Genomic DNA, 18,367 nt, shown 5'->3' on the forward strand with positions numbered 1-18,367 from the left:
CGTTAAGGTCGAGACGACCACGATCCGGTGATGGTCCGGGGGAACTGAAGGGACACCGTGAGAGAGCTGCGCATCAGGGTGCTGGCCGGCGTGTTCGTCGTGGCCGGCGTCCTGTCCTGGGCGGGCGCCCGCCTCTGGAACTCGATCGGGACACTCCCCAGCGTCCCCCTGGCCGCACCCGTCGTCCTCGCCCTGATCGCGGTGGTGCTGCTCGCCACGGCGATCTCCCTGCGCGCCCGCCTCAAGGCGCAGCGCGAGCGCCGGCCGGGCGCGAAGGGCGTCGACCCCCTGATGGCCGCCCGCGCGGTCGTCTTCGGCCAGGCCAGTGCCCTGGTCGCCGCCCTCGTCGCCGGCATGTACGGCGGAACGGGCACCTTCCTGCTGGAACTGCTCGACATGCCCGCGCGCCGCGACCAGGCCATCTACGCCGGCTTCTCGGTCCTCGCGGGCCTGGCGGTGATAGCGGCGGCCATGTTCCTGGAGCGGGTCTGCAAACTCCCCGAGGACGAGGACCAGAACCACCCGGGCGCGGAACCGGTGGCCTGACCGCCCGGCCGCGCCGCCAGGCCCGGCCCAGTGCGGCCAGGCGCGGCCCGGCGGGATCAGCGCGCGAGTATCAGGCTCATCGCCTCGGCGCGGGTGGTGGCGTCCCGCAGCTGGCCGCGCACGGCCGACGTGGTGGTCTTGGCGCCCGGCTTGCGGATGCCGCGGACCGACATGCACATGTGCTCGGCCTCGATGACGACGATGGCTCCCCGCGCCTCCAGGATCCGCATGAGGGAGTCCGCGATCTGGGTGGTGAGTCGTTCCTGCACCTGCGGACGGCGGGCGAACACCTCGACCAGCCGCGCCAGCTTCGACAGGCCCGTGATCTTGCCCGTCTCGGCCGGGATGTAGCCGATGTGCGCCACGCCGTGGAACGGCAGCAGATGATGCTCGCAGAGGCTCACGATCTCGATGTCCTTCACCAGGACCATCTCGTCGTGCCCGAGGTCGAACGTGGTCGTGAGGACGTCTTCGGGCTCCTGCCACAGCCCCGCCAGCAGTTCCCGGTACGCCCGGGCCACCCGCCCCGGCGTGTCCCTGAGACCCTCGCGGTCCGGGTCCTCGCCCACCGCGATCAGCAGTTCGCGTACGGCGTTCTCGGCGCGCTTCTCGTCGAACTCGCCGATGAAGCCGTCACCGGCCAGCGTCACGGGGTCGGTCATCTGATGCCTCGTTCCTGTACGTCTTGCCCGCGGGCATACGGAAATGCCGCGCCCCCCAGGCTAGAACCTGGGGGGCGCGGCGTTCATTCCGGCCCTGTCGGCCGGAACGGTCAGCTCTCGGGCCGGTCCTCGGGGGTCTGGTCCGTCACGGGGGCGGAGCCGGACGCCGTGGACTTGACCGTGCTGATCGCGGCCGTCGCGCCGTTCGCACCGTTGGTCAGTGCCAGCTCCTTGGGGGAGAGCACCGGCGGGCGGGTGGACGGGGTGCGGCGGGAGGAGCCGGTCCAGGCGGGCCGGGGCGGGCGCTTGACGATCGGGGCGAAGACCTCGGCGATCTCCTCCTTGCCCAGCGTCTCCTTCTCCAGCAGCTGCAGGACGAGCTGGTCGAGGACGTCGCGGTTCTCGACCAGGATCTCCCAGGCCTCGTTGTGCGCCGTCTCGATGAGCTTCTTGACCTCCTCGTCGACCAGCGCGGCGACCTCCTCGGAGTAGTCGCGCTGGTGAGCCATCTCACGGCCGAGGAAGGGCTCGCTGTTGTCGCCGCCGAACTTGATCGCGCCGAGCCGCTCGGTCATGCCGTACTGCGTGACCATCGCGCGGGCCAGGTTGGTGGCCTTCTCGATGTCGTTGGCGGCACCTGTGGTCGGGTCGTGGAAGACCAGTTCCTCGGCCGCGCGGCCGCCCAGCATGTAGGCGAGCTGGTCGAGCATCTCGTTGCGCGTGGTCGAGTACTTGTCCTCGTCCGGCAGGACCATCGTGTAGCCGAGGGCGCGGCCGCGGGACAGGATCGTGATCTTGTGGACCGGGTCGGAGTTCGGGGAAGCCGCCGCTACCAGGGCGTGGCCGCCCTCGTGGTACGCGGTGATCTTCTTCTCCTTGTCCGACATGATCCGGGTCCGCTTCTGCGGGCCCGCGACCACGCGGTCGATCGCCTCGTCCAGTGCCCGGTTGTCGATCAGCTTCTGGTCGCCGCGGGCGGTCAGCAGGGCCGCCTCGTTGAGGACGTTCGCCAGGTCGGCACCGGTCATGCCGGGGGTGCGGCGGGCGACGGCGGCCAGGTCGACGTCGGACGCGACCGGCTTGCCCTTCTGGTGGACCTTGAGGATCTCCATGCGGCCCTGCAGGTCCGGCGGGTCGACGGCGATCTGGCGGTCGAAGCGGCCGGGGCGCAGCAGGGCCGGGTCGAGGATGTCGGGACGGTTGGTGGCGGCGATGAGGATGACGCCGCCCTTGACGTCGAAGCCGTCCATCTCGACGAGCAGCTGGTTCAGCGTCTGCTCGCGCTCGTCGTGTCCGCCGCCGAGGCCGGCGCCGCGGTGGCGGCCCACCGCGTCGATCTCGTCGACGAAGACGATCGCCGGGGCGTTCGCCTTGGCCTGCTCGAAGAGGTCGCGGACCCGGGAGGCGCCGACGCCGACGAACATCTCGACGAAGTCGGAGCCGGAGATCGAGTAGAAGGGGACGCCCGCCTCGCCGGCGACGGCGCGCGCGAGGAGCGTCTTGCCGGTACCGGGGCGGCCGTAGAGCAGCACGCCCTTGGGGATCTTGGCGCCGACGGCCTGGAACTTGGCGGGCTCCTGGAGGAACTCCTTGATCTCCTGGAGCTCCTCGACGGCCTCGTCACAGCCGGCGACGTCGGAGAAGGTCGTCTTGGGGGTGTCCTTGGTGATGAGCTTGGCCTTGGACTTGCCGAAGTTCATGACCCGGGAGCCGCCGCCCTGCATCTGATTCATCAGGAACAGGAAGACGACCACGATCAGGACGAACGGCAGCAGGGAGAGCAGCACGCCGAGGAACGGGTTCTGCTTGGACGGCGAGACCGTGTAGCCGTCCGGGATCTGCTTGTCCTGGTACTTGGTCTGCAGGGTGCCGGCAAGGGTGACGCCCTGGTCGCCGATGTAGCTCGCCTGGATCTTCGAGCTGCCCTCGACCTTGACGCCGTCCTTGAGCGTGACCTTGATGCTCTGCTCGTCACCGGTGGTGAGCTTGGCCGACTCGACCTTGTTGTCGTTGATCGCTGCCACGACCTGGCCGGTGTCCACCGTCTTGTAGCCGCCGGACGAGCCGACGACCTGCATCAACACGACCACGGCAAGGACGGCCAGCACGATCCACATGACCGGCCCACGGAAGTATCGCTTCACGTCCATCCATACGGAGCGGTGCCGCCCCGTCCCTCCTGCCATAGTGAGTTTGATAAGACAGTTCTTCTGACGGTACCCCAGCATCGTTGCCCGAAGCCGCACGAAGTCGTTTCGACGGCTGGGAAACCCGTCTCTGCAAGCTTCAACGGCAGGGGACCCGCCGGGGTTCCCGATCGTCCGGCCCGGCTTGGGCCGACTGGCTCAGCCGCCGTAGACGTGGGGCGCGAGCGTACCGACGAACGGCAGGTTGCGGTACTTCTCGGCGTAGTCGAGTCCGTAGCCGACGACGAACTCGTTCGGGATGTCGAAGCCGACCCACTCCACGTCGATGGCGACCTTGGCGGCGTCCGGCTTGCGCAGCAGGGTGCACACCTTCAGGGAGGCGGGCTCGCGGGAGCCGAGGTTGTTGATCAGCCAGGACAGGGTCAGGCCGGAGTCGATGATGTCCTCGACGATCAGGACGTGCCGGCCCTTGATGTCGGTGTCGAGGTCCTTGAGGATGCGGACGACACCGGAGGACTGGGTGCCCGCGCCGTAGGAGGACACGGCCATCCAGTCCATGGTGACGGCGGTGGACAGTGCACGGGCGAGGTCGGCCATGACCATCACGGCACCCTTGAGCACACCGACGATGAGGAGGTCCTTGCCCGCGTACTCCGCGTCGATCTTCGCGGCCAGCTCGGCCAGCTTCGCGTCGATCTCTTCCTTGGTGATGAGCACCTGCTGGAGGTCGGCACCCATGTCTTTCGCGTCCACCCGCATCACTTTCGGTCGTCCCGCACTTACGGCCTCCGGCAGCCCGGTCCGGCCGCCGGAGGTGTCCTTTCGGAGGCCGGGATTCAGCCCTGCCGAATCACCAGTCTGCCACCCTGCCGCTGGGCGACGACCCTGCCCGGGAGATTGATGGCTCCCTGGCCGCGCCAGCCGGTGATCAGGCGGTCGACTTCCTCGATGTGCCGGGCGAACAGGGAACCGGCCGGGGCGCCGGCCTCGATGGCGGCCCTGCGCAGGATCCGGCGGCGCACGGCCGGCGGCAGGGCGTTGAGCTTCGCGCACTCCAGCAGTCCGGTGTCGTCGCGCACGGAGGCCTCGGCCTGGCCGGCCCAGGTGTCGAGGGCGTCGGCGTCGTCGCGGGAGAGCTGGGCGGTGCGGGCGAGCGCCTCGACGACGCCCTTGCCGAGAGCTTTCTCCAGGGCGGGCAGGCCCTCGTGCCGGAGCCGGGAACGGGTGTAGGCGGGGTCGGCGTTGTGCGGGTCGTCCCAGACGGGCAGCGACTGGACCATGCACGCCTTGCGGGCGGTCTGCCGGTCGATGCGCAGGAACGGGCGCCGGTAGCGGCCGCCGGCCCCCGAGACCGCGGCCATTCCGGACAGGGAGCGGATGCCGGAGCCGCGGGCGAGGCCCAGCAGGACGGTCTCGGCCTGGTCGTCGCGGGTGTGGCCGAGCAGGACCGCCGCGGCGCCGTGGCGTTCGGCGGCGGCGTCGAGGGCGGCGTAGCGGGCGTCGCGGGCGGCGGCCTCGGGGCCTCCCTCGCGGCCGACGGTCACGGCGACGGCCTCGGCCGGTTCGAGGCCGAGTTCCCGCAGGCGCAGCACGACCTCGTCGGCGCGGAGGCCGGAGCCGGGCTGGAGGCCGTGGTCGACGGTGATGCCGCCGGCGCGGACGCCGAGTCTGGGGGCTTCGAAGGCGAGGGCGGAGGCGAGCGCCATGGAGTCGGCGCCGCCGGAGCACGCGACGAGGACGAGCGGGGAGGGGAGCCGCTCGGCCGTGCGGTTCTCGTCCGGCTCGGCGCCGGAGGGCCTGTGTTCGTCGAGGATGTCGTTCAGGACGCGGCGGACCGCCAGGCGTATCGCCGCGACCGCAGGATGGGGACCCATGTCCGGTTCCCTTCATGAAGGTTCGGGGGTGAGCCCGAGTTCGGTCACTCTGAGTGTGTAGATGGTGACAGAAGCGGGCCGTTCCCCGAGCATTGCACGCCTACGCGTGGCTCACGGTCCCTCGGACGGGTGATTGGAGGGGCGTTCGCCTGCCGTCGGCCGGATTCCTTTCACGCCCTGCCGGCAAGGCTCACGACTCGGGCCTGCGGTGCACCCGCGCGACCCAGTCCGCCGGTTTGGCGATCTCCGCCTTGGTGGGCAGGGTGTTGGGGGAGGTCCACACGCGGTTGAAGCCCTCGATGCCGGTCTCGCCGACGACCGCCCGCACGAAGCGTTCGCCGTCGCGGTACTGCCTGAGCTTGGCGTCCAGGCCCAGCAGCCTGCGCAGGGCCTGGTCGAGGCGGGAGGCGCCCTTGGCGCGGCGCTGCTGGAACTTCTCGCGGATCTCGGAGACGGTGGGGACGACGCTGGGTCCGACGCCGTCCATGACGTAGTCGGCGTGCCCCTCCAGCAGGGACATCACGGCGGTGAGGCGGCCGAGGATCTCGCGCTGGGCGGGGGTCTGCACCAGTTCCACGAAGGAGCGGCCGCCGTCCTCCTCCTCGCCCTCGGGGCGGCCGCCGGCGAGGGACTGGGCGGCGTCGCGGATGCGCTCCAGGAACGTCATCGGGTCGACGTCGGTCTCCGCCAAGAACGACTGGATTTCGCCCTCGAGGTGGTCGCGGAGCCAGGGCACGGCGGAGAACTGGGTGCGGTGGGTCTCCTCGTGCAGGCACACCCAGAGCCGGAAGTCGTGCGGCTCGACGTCGAGTTCGCGCTCGACGTGGACGATGTTGGGGGCGACGAGGAGGAGGCGTCCGCCGCCGTTCTCGCCGGCCGGCAGGTCGCGGGCGGCCGGGGCGAAGGTCTCGTACTGGCCGAGGACGCGGGAGGACAGGAACGACAGGAGCATCCCGAGTTCGACGCCGGTGACCTTGCCGCCGACGGTGCCGAGGACGGCGCTGCCCGGGTTGCCCCCGCGCCGTTCCTGCATCTTCTCCAGGAGCGGCTTGAGGATCTCGCGGAACCCGGCGACGTTGGCGCGCACCCAGCCAGGGCGGTCGACGACGAGGACGGGGGTGTCGTGGGTCTCGTCGGTGCCCATACGAGTGAAGCCCCGGACGTGTTCCTCCGAGGCTTTGGCGTGCCGGCGCAGTTCCGCGACGACGGCCCGGGCCTCGTCGCGGCTGACGTCGGGGCCCGGCCGTACGAGCCGTGTCGCGGTCGCCACCGCGAGGTTCCAGTCGACCATCCCGGGAGATGCGGTGCCACCGAAGCCAGTCATGCTGTCAACCGTACGTGAGCGTCTCCGCTTGGGGCAGACCGTGCGGGACCGGCGGGGGCCGGACGGGTCGGGCGGGTCGGGCGGCCACCCGGCACCCTGGGCCGCCCCCTCCCCCACCCGTCCGCCCTCCTCGTCGCCCGTGACCGCAGAAGGCCCGAACGAGAGGCCCTAGTCGCAGCCGCAGGCCGCCAGTGCCGTCGCCGCGTCGTCCAGGGTCGACTGGGCCTGCTGGGCGTCCGTCGTGCCGGAGGCCAGGAAGGCGAAGGCCAGGAGGTGGCCGTCGGTGTCGACGACGGTGCCCGCCAGGGTGTTCACGCCGGTCAGGGTGCCGGTCTTGGCCCGGACGACGCCGGCCGCGCCGTCGGTGTAGCGGTCGGTCAGGGTGCCGGTGAAGCCGGCCACGGGCAGGCCGGTGAGGACGGGGCGCAGGCCGGGGTGGCCGGGGTCGGCGGCTTTGACCAGGAGGGCGGTGAGGAGGTCGGCCGTCAGCCTGTCGTCGCGGTCGAGGCCGCTGCCGTCGTGGAAGGAGGCGCCGGACAGCGGCAGGCCGAGTTTCCTCAGTTGCGTGGCGATGGCCCTGGCGCCGCCCTCGAAGGTCGCGGGTTCGCCGCTCGCGAGTGCGGTCTGGCGGGCCAGGGCCTCGGCGATGTCGTTGTCGCTGTTGGTCAGCATGCGCTCGACCAGGGCGGACAGCGGGGGCGAGGAGACGGTGGCGAGGGTCTCGGCGCGGGTGGTGGCCTTGGAGGGGCCGGGGGCCGTGGTCTTGACGCCCGCGTCCTCCAGGAGGGCCGCGAACTTCGCGGCGGCGTCCCGTGCCGGGTCGTCGACACGGACCGCCGGGCCCTTGGCCGAGCCGTCGGTGCGGCCCTCGTCGGCGGTCAGGGCGGTGACGGGGGCGATGTTCTCGTTGACGCCGATGGGGTGCTGTGCGGTGCCGGCGTAGAGCGTCGTGTCGTAGGAGAGCGTGACCTCGTGGACGTCACGCGCGCGGAGGGCCTTCACGGTGCCGGCGGCGAGGGTGCGCAGGCTCGCCCAGCCGTCGGCGCCCTTGCGGGCGGTGAGCGTGGGGTCGCCGCCGCCGACGAGGACGACCTCTCCGGTGTCGGGTTCCAGGGCGGCGCGGGTGGTGAGGCGGTGGTCGGCGCCGAGGGCGGACAGGGCGGCGACGGCGGTGGCGATCTTGGTGGTGGAGGCGGGGGTGAGGGCCTGGCCGGCGCCGGTGCCGTAGAGGCGCTCGCCGGTCGTCAGGTCGACGACGGCGGCGGCGTGGCCGTCGCCCAGCGCGGAGGCGTCGAGGAACGGCGCCAGGACGTCCGGGAGGGCCTGCCCGCCCCCGGCGCCCTTGCGGGGGCCGACGGCGCTCGTGACGCCGCCCAGGCCGGTCAGCACGGGAGGGGCGCTCGGCGCGGGCCGGGCCCCGGCCTCCGTGCCGGGGCGGCCGTGATCTGCGCCACCTGATCGCTCCAGGGCGGCGGCCCGGTCCCCCTCGGCCGTACGCTGACCGTTGGCGTCCCAGGGTCCTGCCACGGTCACCACACCGGCGGCCAGTGCCAGGCCCGCGGTTGCGGCGCCCGCGGTGTACTGCCAGGTCCTGACGGTCCGCGGACGGGGGAGGTGCGACGACCGGGGTCGTACGGCCTTCGCCAGACGCGCGATCCGCGGTCCCGCCGCCGTCACGGCCCGCGCCAGACGCGGTCGTACGGCGTTCGCGATCCGCACCACCTGCGGTCTCGCGGCTCGCCAAGGCCTCAGCTCTGGCACGACCACCAGCCCCTTTCGCGATCACACACCTGCGTGAGGGACACTTAATCACCAGAACTATGTGCTGATCATGGAGGAGCCACCGGTGGAGTTCGACGTCACGATCGAGATCCCGAAGGGTTCGCGCAACAAGTACGAGGTGGACCACGAGACCGGTCGGATCCGCCTGGACCGTCGCCTCTTCACCTCGACCGCCTACCCGACCGACTACGGCTTCGTCGAGAACACCCTCGGCGAGGACGGCGACCCGCTGGACGCGCTGGTCATTCTTGACGAGCCGACCTTCCCGGGCTGCCTGATCAAGTGCCGTGCGATCGGCATGTTCCGGATGACGGACGAGGCGGGCGGCGACGACAAGCTGCTGTGCGTTCCGGCCACCGACCCGCGCGTGGAGCACCTGCGCGACATCCACCACGTGTCCGAGTTCGACCGCCTGGAGATCCAGCACTTCTTCGAGGTGTACAAGGACCTGGAGCCCGGCAAGTCGGTCGAGGGCGCCAACTGGGTGGGCCGCACGGACGCCGAGGCGGAGATCGAGCGGTCGTACAAGCGCTTCGAGGAGCAGGGCGGCCACTGACCGGCCGGTTTGCCATTCGCGGGCCGCGGCACCCTGTGAGGGGTGACGCGGCCCGTCTGCGTGGTGTGCGCATACTGAGGCCTACGGAATGTGTCGTTCAGGGAGCGGTGCGAGGTGACGGAGGCGGACGACCGCAAGGCCCGGTCGGACGAGGCGCGGTACGACCCGGAGATCACGTCCGAGTTCGCCATCCCCAGCGGTCTCGACGTTCTCAAGGCGCCCGACGAGCCGGAGACGACCTCCGAGTTCGCGGTGCCGAAGGGGCTGGAGGTGCCGCAGCCGGCGGGCCCGGAGACGGAGGGGTCGGCGTTCAGCACGCCGAGCACGTACCACGCGAAGCAGGCACCGGCCGCGTTCACGCCCGCCACCGGGGTGCCGCTGGTCAGTCTGGTCAAGGACGCGCCGTGGCAGGACCGGATGCGCACGATGCTGCGCATGCCGGTGGCCGAGCGGCCCGCGCCGGAGCCGGTGCAGCGCGTCGAGGAGGGCGGCCCGGCCGTCCCGCGCGTGCTGGACCTGACCCTGCGTATCGGGGAGCTGCTGCTGGCGGGCGGCGAGGGCGCTGAGGACGTCGAGGCCGCGATGTTCGCGGTGTGCCGGTCCTACGGCCTGGACCGCTGCGAACCGAACGTGACCTTCACGCTGCTGTCGATCTCGCACCAGCCGTCGCTGGTGGAGGACCCGGTGACGGCGTCGCGGACGGTACGGCGGCGGGGCACCGACTACACGCGCTTGGCGGCCGTGTTCCGGCTGGTGGACGATCTGACCGACCCGGAGGCCCATGTCTCCCTGGAGGAGGCGTACCGGCGCCTGGCGGAGATCCGCCGCAACCGGCACCCCTATCCGGGCTGGGCGCTCACCCTGGCGAGCGGGCTGCTGGCCGGCGCGGCCTCGGTGCTGGTCGGCGGTGACCCGATCGTGTTCGTCGCGGCGGCGGTGGGCGCGATGCTGGGCGACCGGCTGGCCTGGTGGTGCGCGGGGCGCGGGCTGCCGGAGTTCTACCAGTTCACGGTGGCCGCGATGCCGCCGGCGGCGATCGGGGTGGCGTTCGCGCTGGCCCACGTGGACGTGAAGGCGTCCGCCGTGGTCACCGGTGGGCTGTTCGCCCTGCTGCCCGGGCGGGCGCTGGTGGCGGGCGTGCAGGACGGCCTGACCGGGTTCTACATCACCGCCTCGGCCCGCCTGCTGGAGGTCATGTACTTCTTCGTCGGCATCGTCGCCGGGGTGCTGGTCGTCCTGTACTTCGGCGTGAAGGTGGGCGGCGAGCTGAACCCGGACGCCACGCTGGGCATCTCCGACCGGCCGCTGATCCAGATCGCGGCGTCCATGGTGCTGTCGCTGACCTTCGCGGTGCTGCTCCAGCAGGAGCGGTCCACCGTGCTGTGGGTGACGCTCAACGGGGGCGTCGCGTGGTCGGTGTACGGGGCGATGCACTACACCGGAGGTATCTCGCCGGTGGCGTCCACGGCCGTGGCGGCGGGCCTCGTGGGCCTGTTCGGGCAGCTGCTGTCGCGGTTCCGGTTCGCGTCGGCCCTGCCGTACACGACCGCCGCGATCGGGCCGCTGCTGCCCGGTTCGGCGACCTACTTCGGGCTGCTGAACATGGCGCAGAACGAGGTGGACAAGGGGCTGGTGTCGCTCGCCAAGGCGGCCTCGCTGGCCATGGCGATCGCGATCGGCGTCAACCTGGGGTCGGAGATCTCCCGCATCACCCTCCGGGTCGGCTCCGCCGGCAAGCGGAGGGCCGCGAAGCGGACCAGGGGCTTCTAGCCGCGGACCCCCCTCCCGGCGCCCATGGCGCTACTGCCGACGGTGGTCGTAGGGGTACTGCTCCTGGTCGTACTGCTGCTGCCCGTACTGCTCCTGGTCGTACTGCTGCTGGTCGTACTGCTCCTGGCCGTACTGCTCCTGGCCGTACTGCTGCTGGTCGTGCTGCTGCTGGTCGTACTGCTGCTGGGAGTACTGATCCCGGCCGTACTGCTGCTGGGAGTACTGATCCTGCGGGGACTGCTGCTGGGGGTACTGCCGCTGGTCGTAGTACGGGTCGTCGTGACCGCCCTGGTTCCAGTGCTGCTGCTCCTGCTGGGACTGCCCGACATGGGGCTGCCGGCCATGGGGCTGCTGATAGGACTGCTGGTAGGGCTCCTCCGGCTCGATGCGGCGCAGGCGGGTCGTCGCGTCGTCCATGACCGGCTGCTGCCGGTACTGGGGTGCCTGGGGCCGCTGGAGCGCCTCGGGCCGCTGCGGCGCCTGCGGCTCGGCCGGCTGGGCCTTCCTGCTCTTGCCGCGCGCACGGAGGTACTCGATCACGATCGGGACCACCGACACGAGGACGATCAGGATGAGCATCGCCTCGATGTTGTCCCTGACCAGGGCGTGCTTGCCGAGCCAGGAACCGAGCAGGGTGACGCCCGCGCCCCACAGCACGCCACCGATGACGTTGAAGGTCAGGAACGAGCGGTACCGCATGCCGCTGACGCCCGCGACGATCGGCGTGAACGTGCGCACGATGGGCACGAAGCGGGCCAGGACCAGGGACTTCGCGCCGTACTTCTCGAAGAACTCGTGCGCCTTGGTGACGTTCTCCTGCTTGAACAGCTTCGAGTCCGGGCGGTTGAACAGGGACGGTCCGACCTTCTTGCCGAACATGTAGCCCGCCTGGTCGCCCAGGATCGCGGCGAGGCAGATGAGGGCGATCGCGGCCCAGAGCGGGAAGTCCAGCGCGTCCGTGGTGATCAGCAGACCGCAGGTGAACAGCAGCGAGTCACCCGGCAGGAAGAAGCCGATGAGCAGGCCGGACTCGGCGAAGACGACGAGCAGCAGGCCCCAGATGCTGTAGGTGTTCAGCAGGTGTTCGGGGTCCAGCCAGCTCGGGCCGAGGGCGAGTGTCGTCACGGGTCCGGGCTCCTGAGGGGTGAAGGCGGCTACGGGGGGGGCCGCACAAAGCTATCAACGTGATGCGACCGCCCCGGGTTCCACCGGCGCCTCCGGGATGCGCCGCGGGTGCGCCGGGAGAAAGCTGTGACCCATGGGACTCGATGACTACGGCGGCGGCCAGGGGCCCCAGCCGGACGTACTGGTCGTGACGACGAACGACGTGCCCGGCTACCGGGTGCAGCAGGTGCTCGGCGAGGTCTTCGGGCTCACCGTGCGCTCCCGGCACCTCGGCAGCCAGATCGGCGCCGGACTCAAGTCGATGATCGGCGGCGAGCTGAAAGGGCTCACCAAGACGCTCGTGCAGACCCGCAACCAGGCCATGGAACGGCTGGTGGAGCAGGCACGCGCGCGTGGGGCCAACGGGGTGCTGATGTTCCGCTTCGACGTGACCGAGGCGGCGGACGTCGGCACGGAGGTGTGCGCCTACGGCACGGCCGTGGTGCTGGCCCGGGAGTAGGCCTCCCGGGCCGCGGGCTCACGCCGGGTGCCGGTCGGCGTTCGCGAGGATGGCGTCGCGCAGGTGCTCGGCCAGGCCCGGCCGCATGGCGTCGTAGTACGCCCTGAAGCGCTCGTCGGAGACGTACATCTCCCCGAAGCACCGGTGCATCTCGTAGGGGACCTCGAAGAACCACCTGTTCATGTGCTGCCGGTGTTCCTCCGCCATGTCCATGGCCGGCTCGCCGGACGGCTCCTCCCCCGCGGCCATGAGGGCGGTGTACCGCTCCTGCCAGTCGTCGACCTCGTCCTTGATCCGCTGCCAGTCCTCCTTGGTGTAGCTCGCGGCGCGGCGCCGGGACTCGGCCCAGGCCTCGGTGTCGCCCCAGCGCTGCTCCGCCTCCTCGGCGTACTCCTCGTTGAAGGGGTCCTTGTCCCCGAACACCTCGAAGCGCTCCTCCGGGGTGAGGTTGATGCCCATCTTGCGTGCCTCCATGGCGTGCTCCACGGCCGCGGCCATCCTCTGCAGCTTCTCGATCCGGGCGGTCAGCAGTTCGTGCTGGCGGCGCAGGTGGGCGCGCGGGTCCGCGTCCGGGTCGTCGAGCAGGGCCGCGACCTCCTCGAGCGGGAAGCCGAGCTCCCGGTAGAACAGGATCCGCTGGAGCCGGTCGAGGTCGGCGTCGCCGTAGCGCCGGTGTCCGGCGTGGGTGCGCTCGCCGGGCACCAGCAGGCCGATCTCGTCGTAGTGGTGCAGGGTGCGCACCGTGACCCCGGCGAACCCCGCGACCCGTCCCACGGAGTAGCTCACTTTCCGCTCCTTGTCGTCGGTACGGCCTCCACGCTGACGCCTCACGCCACGTGAGGTGCAAGCCGGTCGCGCTCCGGATCCTTTCCGGATGTTCCGCGCGTTCTGTCCGCTTATGGTGAGCCCGTGCGCCAGGACACCGAGCAGCAGGCTCGCTCGACCCGGCCGGCGAGCCCGGCCCGGGCCCTGCTGCCCCTGATCCTCCCCGCCGTCGCCGTGGGCGTGGCCGCGAGCCTCGTCTACATCGGGCTGAGCGCGACGGCGGAGCAATTGCAGCACGTGCTGTGGGGGCCGTTGCCGGAAGCGCTGGGCGTGGGCCGCTACTCGGTGCTGTGGATGTTCGTCGTGCTCGTGGCGACCGGCCTCGCCGTCGGACTGGTGGTCTGGAAGGTGCCGGGGCACGCCGGGCCCGATCCGGCCACCACCGGCCTGGACGCCCCGGTCCTGCCGCCCGTGGTGCTGCCGGGTCTGCTGCTGGCGACCGGGCTGATGCTGGCGGGCGGCCCGAGCCTGGGCCCGGAGAACCCGATCATCGCCGTGAACGTCGGCCTGGCGGTCTGGCTCGGCGGGCGCCTGCTGCCCCGGGCGCCGGGCGCCCTGTGGCCGCTGCTGGCGGAGGCGGCGACGATCGGCGCGCTGTTCGGCACGCCGGTGGCGGCGGCGCTGGTCATCTCCGAGGCGCTGGCCGGGCGACCGGCCCCGGGGCTGCTGTGGGACAAGCTGTTCGCACCGCTGACCGCGGCGGCGGTCGGGGCCATGACCACCACGCTGCTGTTCCGCCCCGCCTTCGACCTGGGCCTGCCCGCCCTCGGCCACCCGCGCTGGACGGACCTGCTCGCGGCCCTGGTGATCGCCCCGGTGGCCGCGCTGCTCGGCATGTGCGCCGTGCGGGCCTTCCCCTACGTGCACGCGGCCTTCCAGCGGCTGCGGCACCCGATGCTGATGCTCCCGGCCGGCGGGCTGGTGCTGGGCGCCCTGGCGGCCGTCGGCGGTCATCTGACGCTCTTCAAGGGCCTGGCGGAGACGGCCGAGCTGGCACACGACCCCACCGGCTGGTCGGCGGGGCAGTTCGCCGTGATGGCCGTGGTGAAGCTGGCCGCGCTGCTGGTCGCGGCCTCCTGCGGCTTCCGCGGCGGCCGCATCTTCCCCGCCGTCTTCGTCGGCACCGCGCTGGGCCTGTGCGCGCACGCCCTCGTGCCGGCCGTGCCCACCGCACTGGGCGTGGCGACGAGCGTGCTGGGCATGCTCCTGGCGATCACCCGGCAGGGCTGGGTGAGCCTGTTCACGGCCGCCGTCCTGGTGGCCTCCCCGGCCATCATCGCCCTGCTGTGCATCGCCTCGCTGCCCGCGTGGCTGCTGGTGACCGGGCGGCCGCAGATGCAGCTGCGCGAGGACGGCAGCTCGGTCCGCTGATCCCATCCCCCTCTGGAGGCACATCCATGGCTCTGCACAAAGGTCCCGGTAAGCACCAGGAACGCCTGATGTCGGTCAACCCCTTCTACGGGGAGGCCAACCCGGTCGGCGGCATGACCGAGGCCCCGCCCACGCACCGGCTGCCGGACACCCCGCTGCCGCCGTCGACGGCGTACCAGCTGGTGCACGACGAGCTGATGCTGGACGGCAACTCGCGGCTGAACCTGGCCACTTTCGTCACCACCTGGATGGAGCCGCAGGCCGGGGTGCTGATGGGCGAGTGCCGGGACAAGAACATGATCGACAAGGACGAGTACCCGCGCACGGCCGAGCTGGAGCGGCGCTGCGTGGCGATGCTCGCCGACCTGTGGAACGCCCCGGACCCGTCGGCCGCGGTGGGCTGTTCGACGACCGGGTCCAGCGAGGCGTGCATGCTGGCCGGGATGGCGCTCAAGCGGCGCTGGGCGCAGCGCAACGCCGACCGGTACCCGGGGGCGCGGCCCAACCTGGTCATGGGCGTCAACGTCCAGGTCTGCTGGGAGAAGTTCTGCAACTTCTGGGAGGTGGAGGCCCGGCTGGTCCCCATGGAGGGCGACCGGTACCACCTGGACCCGCAGGCGGCGGCCGAGCTGTGCGACGAGAACACCATCGGGGTCGTCGCCGTCCTCGGTTCCACCTTCGACGGGTCGTACGAGCCTGTCGCGGACCTGTGCGCGGCCCTGGACGCCCTCCAGGAACGCACGGGGCTGGACGTCCCGGTGCATGTGGACGGCGCCTCCGGGGCGATGATCGCGCCCTTCCTGGACGAGGACCTGGTGTGGGACTTCCGGCTGCCGCGCGTGGCGTCGGTCAACACGTCCGGGCACAAGTACGGCCTGGTCTACCCCGGCGTCGGCTGGGCCCTGTGGCGGGACAAGGAGGCGCTGCCGGAGGAGCTGGTCTTCCGTGTGAACTACCTGGGCGGCGACATGCCGACGTTCGCCCTGAACTTCTCCCGCCCCGGCGCCCAGGTCGTGGCGCAGTACTACACGTTCCTGCGGCTGGGCCGCGAGGGCTACCGGGCGGTGCAGCAGACCACGCGGGACGTGGCCCGCTCACTCGCGGACAAGATCGAGGCGCTCGGCGACTTCCGGCTGCTCACCCGCGGGGACGAGCTGCCGGTCTTCGCGTTCACCACGGACGGCGACCTGCCCTACGACGTCTTCGACGTCTCCCGGCGGCTGCGCGAGAGCGGCTGGCTGGTGCCCGCGTACACCTTCCCGCCGAACCGCGAGGACCTGGCCGTGTTGCGGGTCGTGTGCCGCAACGGCTTCTCCCACGACCTGGCCGACCTCTTCGTCGACGACCTGGGCCGCCTGCTGCCGGAACTGCGCCGGCAGCCGCATCCCCTGACGAAGGACCGGGAGACGGCCACCAGCTTCCATCACTGACGGTTCTCCGTCACCGACGCTGTCATGGCCACCGGCCTGGCCCCGCGGCCTCGCCGGCGCGGCCGGTTCAGAGGTCGTCCTCCGGGTGCCGCTCCCGCGTCGCGTACGGGTTCGGCTCGCCCTCGACCAGGATGCCGCTGAACGGCTCGCCCTCGCCGGCGAAGGTGCAGGCGCCGTTCTCGAGGCGCTGGACGAGGCCGCGGGTCCACTCGGCCTCGGAGTCGGCCGTGTGGACCCACACCCGTGCCGGCCGACCTCGCCCAGCACGAGGAGACGGGTCGCTGACATGCCGTCCAGGTTATCGCCGCGGCTCAGCCCCGCTGCTCCAGGGCCACCAGTTCGAAGGCCGTCTTCCCGTCCAGGGACTCGCGGAGGATGTCGGCGTGACCGGCGTGCCGGGCGGTCTCGCGGATCAGGTGCAGGCACAGCCAGCGCAGGGAGACCCGGCCCTCCGGCGGGAACCAGGGGTCGGGCGGCAGCGGGAAGGTGTCGTCCAGGCTGGGCGCGGAACGGATGAACTTCTCCGTCTCGGCGGCGACCTGCTCCCAGTACGCCAGCTGCCCGGCGACCGTCTCCTCGTCGGTGAGCCGGAAGCACTCGTGCCAGTTCGACTCGTCGCGGTGGACGGCCGGCGGCTCCTGCCGGGCCCGGGCCAGCCAGCTCTGCTCGACCTCGGCGACGTGCTTGAGCAGGCCGCCCAGCGACAGCTCGCCGGCGGTCGGGCGGGAACGGGCCTGCTCCTCCGTCAGCCCCAGCAGCGCCCGGCGGATGCCGCCGCGCTGCTCCTCCAGGAACGCGAGCAGCGCCCCGCGCTCGTCGCCCCGCGCTTCCGCCGCCACGTGCGTGACCATGACCGTCCGCCTCTCACTGGGTTCCCTTGCCTGGCACAGACGACGCTACGGGCCCTTGCGGTCAGTTTCTGTCCGCAAGGGCCCGCCACGCGAGGAGGAATCAGAACGGGAAGCCGCTGCGGCCGTGCTGGACCGAGATCCACTTGACGGTGGTGAAGGCCTCCAGCGTGGTGTCGCCGTTCAGCCGTCCGATACCGGAGTGCTTCTCGCCGCCGAAGGGCACGAGCGGCTCGTCGTGGACGGTGCCGTCGTTCACGTGGAACATGCCCGTGTCGATCTGCTTGGCGAAGGCCACGCCCCGCTCGACGTCACCCGTGTGGACGGCGCCGCTGAGGCCGTAGGGGGTGTCGTTGACGATGCGGACCGCCTCCTCCTCGCCGTCGAACGGGATGAGGAAGACGACCGGGCCGAAGACCTCCTGCTGGAGCAGATCGGAGTCGGCGGGGACGCCGGTGAGCACGCTGGGCTCGACCAGGTTGTTGGTCGTGGCGCCGCGCACGAGGGCCGTGGCGCCCTCGGCGAGCGCCTGCTCGACGGTGCCCGCGAGCGCGTTGGCCTGCGCGGAGTTGATCACCGGGCCGATGACGGTCCCCGGGTCGCGCGGGTCGCCGACCTTGAGCGTCCTGACCTTGGCGACGAACTTCTCGGTGAACTCGTCGGCGACCGAGCGGTCCACGAGGACCCGGTTGGCGGCCATGCAGACCTGGCCCTGGTGCACGAACCGGCTGAAGACCGCCGCGTCCACCGCGTAGTCGAGGTCGGCGTCGTCCAGCACCACCAGGGCGCTGTTGCCGCCCAGTTCGAGCACCGCGCGCTTGAAGTGCTTGGCGCAGACGGTGGCGACGTGCCGGCCGATCTTGTCGGAACCGGTGAAGGAGATGACCTTGGGGACCGGGTGCTCGATGAACGCGTCGCCGATCTCGGCGATGTCGGTGACGACGACGTTCAGCAGGCCGCCGGGCAGCCCGGCGTCCTCGAAGATCTTCGCGAGCAGGGTGCCGCCGGCGATCGGGGTGTTCTGGTGCGGCTTGAGGACGACGGCGTTGCCGAGCGCGAGGGCCGGGGCGACCGACTTCAGCGACAGCAGGAAGGGGAAGTTGAAGGGGCTGATCACGCCCACCACCCCCACCGGCACCCGGTAGACGCGGTTCTCCTTGCCGTCGGCCGGGGAGGGCAGGATCCGGCCCTCGGGGCGCAGCGCGAGGTGGATCGACTCGCGCAGGAACTCCTTGGCGAGGTGCAGTTCGAAGCCGGCCTTCACGCGGGTGCCACCCAGTTCCGCGATGATGAGGTCGGCTATCTCCTGCTCGCGGTCCTCTATCAGCCTCAGGGCCCGCTCGAAGACCGCGCGCCGGCTGTAGGGGTTGGTCTCGGCCCACTGCTTCTGGGCACGGGCGGCGGCCCGGTAGGCCTCGTCCACCTCGTCGACGGTGGCCACCGTGATCGAGGCCAGCTTCTCGTCGTCGTACGGGTTGAAGTCGATCACGTCCCAGGAGCCGGTGCCCGGACGCCACTCGCCGTCGATGTACTGCTGGGCCAGGTCGGTGAAGTAGGACGACATGTGATCCCTCAATCGCTAGCTGACACCTGAGCTACGCCGTATCT

Annotated in this window: 16 protein-coding genes and 1 pseudogene; 6 read left to right on the forward strand and 11 right to left on the reverse strand. The window is 71.3% G+C overall.

What is annotated here, in order from left to right; translation table 11 throughout:
* Positions 1–57: 57 nt before the first annotated feature.
* A complete protein-coding gene (locus IE177_RS21115) occupies positions 58–546 on the forward strand; it encodes a DUF3180 domain-containing protein (protein WP_190016933.1) in 489 nt (162 codons plus the stop codon).
* Between the two features lie 56 nt (positions 547–602).
* Here IE177_RS21115 and folE read toward each other — a convergent pair whose 3' ends face one another.
* From folE to dacB, 6 genes are all read right to left on the reverse strand, one after another.
* Positions 603–1,208, reverse strand: a complete 606-nt coding sequence (gene folE / locus IE177_RS21120; protein WP_190016934.1) for a GTP cyclohydrolase I FolE — start codon at positions 1,206–1,208, stop codon at positions 603–605.
* A gap of 110 nt (positions 1,209–1,318) precedes the next feature.
* Positions 1,319–3,358, reverse strand: coding sequence for an ATP-dependent zinc metalloprotease FtsH (gene ftsH, locus IE177_RS21125; RefSeq protein ID WP_190016935.1), 2,040 nt, complete (start codon positions 3,356–3,358; stop codon positions 1,319–1,321).
* A gap of 195 nt (positions 3,359–3,553) precedes the next feature.
* The gene (gene hpt / locus IE177_RS21130) at positions 3,554–4,114 is read right to left on the reverse strand and encodes a hypoxanthine phosphoribosyltransferase (protein ID WP_190016936.1); all 561 of its coding nucleotides are present in this window, start codon (positions 4,112–4,114) and stop codon (positions 3,554–3,556) included.
* A 77-nt stretch (positions 4,115–4,191) separates the two neighbouring features.
* Complete coding sequence (gene tilS / locus IE177_RS21135; RefSeq protein WP_190016937.1) at positions 4,192–5,229, reverse strand: tRNA lysidine(34) synthetase TilS; 1,038 nt, start codon at positions 5,227–5,229, stop codon at positions 4,192–4,194.
* A gap of 190 nt (positions 5,230–5,419) precedes the next feature.
* Positions 5,420–6,553: an Rv3626c family coenzyme F420 biosynthesis-associated protein gene (locus IE177_RS21140; protein WP_190016938.1), complete on the reverse strand. Its 1,134-nt coding sequence runs from the start codon at positions 6,551–6,553 to the stop codon at positions 5,420–5,422.
* Between the two features lie 168 nt (positions 6,554–6,721).
* A complete protein-coding gene (gene dacB / locus IE177_RS21145; protein ID WP_229816191.1) occupies positions 6,722–8,275 on the reverse strand; it encodes a D-alanyl-D-alanine carboxypeptidase/D-alanyl-D-alanine endopeptidase in 1,554 nt (517 codons plus the stop codon).
* Between the two features lie 124 nt (positions 8,276–8,399).
* Between dacB and IE177_RS21150 the strand changes: the two genes are divergently transcribed.
* Together IE177_RS21150 and IE177_RS21155 are read left to right on the forward strand one after the other, a co-directional pair.
* Entirely contained in the window at positions 8,400–8,891 is a 492-nt protein-coding gene (locus IE177_RS21150) for an inorganic diphosphatase (protein WP_055708033.1), read from the forward strand.
* Between the two features lie 114 nt (positions 8,892–9,005).
* Positions 9,006–10,661 (forward strand): threonine/serine exporter family protein, encoded by a 1,656-nt coding sequence (locus IE177_RS21155; RefSeq protein WP_190016940.1) that lies wholly within the window; start codon positions 9,006–9,008, stop codon positions 10,659–10,661.
* Positions 10,662–10,691: 30 nt separating this feature from the next.
* Here IE177_RS21155 and IE177_RS21160 read toward each other — a convergent pair whose 3' ends face one another.
* A complete protein-coding gene (locus tag IE177_RS21160) occupies positions 10,692–11,786 on the reverse strand; it encodes a DedA family protein (protein ID WP_190016941.1) in 1,095 nt (364 codons plus the stop codon).
* Positions 11,787–11,919: 133 nt separating this feature from the next.
* On the opposite strand from IE177_RS21160, the gene IE177_RS21165 reads away from it, so the two are divergent.
* Positions 11,920–12,285, forward strand: a complete 366-nt coding sequence (locus IE177_RS21165) for a YbjQ family protein (RefSeq protein ID WP_073901121.1) — start codon at positions 11,920–11,922, stop codon at positions 12,283–12,285.
* A gap of 18 nt (positions 12,286–12,303) precedes the next feature.
* Here the strand turns inward: IE177_RS21165 and IE177_RS21170 are convergent, their stop codons facing one another.
* On the reverse strand, positions 12,304–13,071 hold the full coding sequence (locus IE177_RS21170) for a MerR family transcriptional regulator (protein WP_190016942.1): 768 nt from the start codon (positions 13,069–13,071) through the stop codon (positions 12,304–12,306).
* 123 nt (positions 13,072–13,194) lie between these two features.
* On the opposite strand from IE177_RS21170, the gene IE177_RS21175 reads away from it, so the two are divergent.
* On the forward strand, positions 13,195–14,481 hold the full coding sequence (locus IE177_RS21175) for an ion channel protein (protein WP_190016943.1): 1,287 nt from the start codon (positions 13,195–13,197) through the stop codon (positions 14,479–14,481).
* A gap of 26 nt (positions 14,482–14,507) precedes the next feature.
* Complete coding sequence (gad, locus tag IE177_RS21180; protein ID WP_190016944.1) at positions 14,508–15,911, forward strand: glutamate decarboxylase; 1,404 nt, start codon at positions 14,508–14,510, stop codon at positions 15,909–15,911.
* Between the two features lie 67 nt (positions 15,912–15,978).
* Here the strand turns inward: gad and IE177_RS21185 are convergent.
* The 3 genes and pseudogenes from IE177_RS21185 to IE177_RS21195 form a co-directional block, all read right to left on the reverse strand.
* A pseudogene (locus IE177_RS21185) lies at positions 15,979–16,152 on the reverse strand (PadR family transcriptional regulator); the annotation flags it as partial.
* Between the two features lie 70 nt (positions 16,153–16,222).
* A complete protein-coding gene (locus IE177_RS21190; protein ID WP_190016945.1) occupies positions 16,223–16,762 on the reverse strand; it encodes a DinB family protein in 540 nt (179 codons plus the stop codon).
* Between the two features lie 100 nt (positions 16,763–16,862).
* The gene (locus IE177_RS21195; protein WP_190016946.1) at positions 16,863–18,323 is read right to left on the reverse strand and encodes an aldehyde dehydrogenase family protein; all 1,461 of its coding nucleotides are present in this window, start codon (positions 18,321–18,323) and stop codon (positions 16,863–16,865) included.
* Positions 18,324–18,367: the final 44 nt, after the last annotated feature.

Origin of the sequence: Streptomyces lucensis JCM 4490 (genome assembly GCF_014650035.1) — a bacterium.
GTDB classification, from domain to species: domain Bacteria; phylum Actinomycetota; class Actinomycetes; order Streptomycetales; family Streptomycetaceae; genus Streptomyces; species Streptomyces lucensis.